The 1,703-nt window shown below is 68.2% G+C and carries 2 protein-coding genes; one reads left to right on the forward strand and one right to left on the reverse strand.

Annotated elements, in window-relative coordinates:
* Positions 1-53: 53 nt before the first annotated feature.
* Positions 54-620, reverse strand: coding sequence for an inorganic diphosphatase (locus Y705_RS0106480; RefSeq protein ID WP_026532262.1), 567 nt, complete (start codon positions 618-620; stop codon positions 54-56).
* Between the two features lie 138 nt (positions 621-758).
* Here Y705_RS0106480 and Y705_RS17965 point away from each other — a divergent pair.
* Positions 759-1,703, forward strand: a 945-nt coding sequence (locus Y705_RS17965) for a D-alanyl-D-alanine carboxypeptidase (protein ID WP_173401059.1), incomplete at its 3' end; no start/stop codon positions are given.

The following is a 1,703-nucleotide window of genomic DNA, read 5'->3' on the forward strand; positions in this document are numbered from 1 at the left end:
CGAAGCAGCCATAGGTGCTTAATCAGCGGGGGGTGGGGTGGGTGGGGCGGGGGCTAGCGGCCCTCGGGCGTCTCCGTCGCGTTGTCGGCGTCGAAATCCACGCCGCGGCCCTGGGGCTCATCCTCTTCGCTGAGTTCGCCGAGGTCCGCGAAGCGCTTCCGGGATGCCTCGACTTCGGCCTCCGCCTCTTCGCGCCCGGCCCACTCGGCGGCCTCGACCCACTTGCCGGGCTCGAGGTCCTTGTACTTCGTGAAGAAGTGCTTGATCTCCTCGAGCAGGAAATCGGACACGTCGGACAGTTCCTTGATGTGGTCGAAGCGTGCATCCACAGGGACGCACAGCACCTTGGCATCCCCACCGCCGTCGTCGGTCATGTTGAACACGCCGATGGGGCGGGACTCCACGAGGACCCCGGGAATGAGGTCGAAGTCCTGGAGCATCACGAGCGCGTCCAGGGGATCGCCGTCCTCGCCGAGCGTGTTCTCGAAGTAGCCGTAGTGCGTGGGGTACTGCATCGAGGTGAAGAGGACGCGGTCCAGGCGGAGTCGGTGCGTCTCGTGGTCGATCTCGTACTTGACGCGCGATCCCTTGGGGATTTCGATGGTGACGTCCAACTGCATAGCAACTCCTCGGAGAAATGATCGGGTCTACTGTTTAATCTCAGCACCAACATATCGGTCGGGCGGCGCATCCCTGTATTCGTGCGAGACGAGCCGTCCTTTCGAATTATCGTCGACCCACCCGCTTGGAAGGACAGCATGACGCGCCCCGCACGCCTGCTTCTTCCCGGAGTCCTGGCCGTGGTGCTGGCGCTGCTCGCGGTGCCGCTGGTGGGAACCCACTTTCCAGCGCTCCAGGACGCGCTCCGCGAGCCGACGCCGGTTGCCCAGCCCGCAGTTCCGAAGCTGCAGCTGCAACCGGAGGCCCTCTCCGAACCCACCACAGTGACCCCCCTCCCGGCTGATGCGCCGACTCCCGCTCCCGGGATCCTCGCGCCCCTGCTGGAGGCCGAACTGCACGTGCCCGGCGACGGCGCGTTCGACGGCGTCGTCCTCGATGCGCGGACCGGCGCCGTTCTCTGGGGCAGCGGGGAGGCCGAACCGCTCGCCCCGGCGTCGAATATCAAGGTGCTCACTGCCGCGGCGGTGATGACCCGGCTGCCTCCCGACGCCCGGCTCCGGACCTCCGTTCTGGTGTCCGGCGACGCCGTGTTCCTGCGGGGCGGGGGTGACGTGCTGCTGACGGCAGGGGACTCTCGAAACGACGACGACGACGTCGTCGGCCGTGCCGGGCTCCGGACCCTTGCGGCAGACACCGCGGCGGCCCTCGCCGAGGGGAGCGGCCCGTACCGTGTGTACCTCGACGACACCTTCTTCAGCGGTGCCGCGCTGAATCCCACCTGGGCGGAGGGCGACGTCGCGGCGGGTGAGACGGCACCCGTTTATTCCCTCGCCATCAATTCGGCCTGGATGGATGAAACCCGGACGGGCGGCCCGCGATTCGCGGATGCGGCCCTGGCCGCCGCCGAGATCTTCGCGGGGGAGCTGGCCGCGGCAGCCGCGACGCGCGGCATCGGGGTCGGCGGGTCGGTGGAACGGGTTGCGGCGCCACCGGAGGCGACCGAGCTGGCCGCCGCCGAATCCGCGACCATCAGTGAACAGGTGCAGCGGATGCTGCACCTGTCCGACAACTACCTTGCCGAG

Source organism: Arthrobacter sp. H41, from assembly GCF_000520535.1.
GTDB lineage: Bacteria > Actinomycetota > Actinomycetes > Actinomycetales > Micrococcaceae > Arthrobacter_D.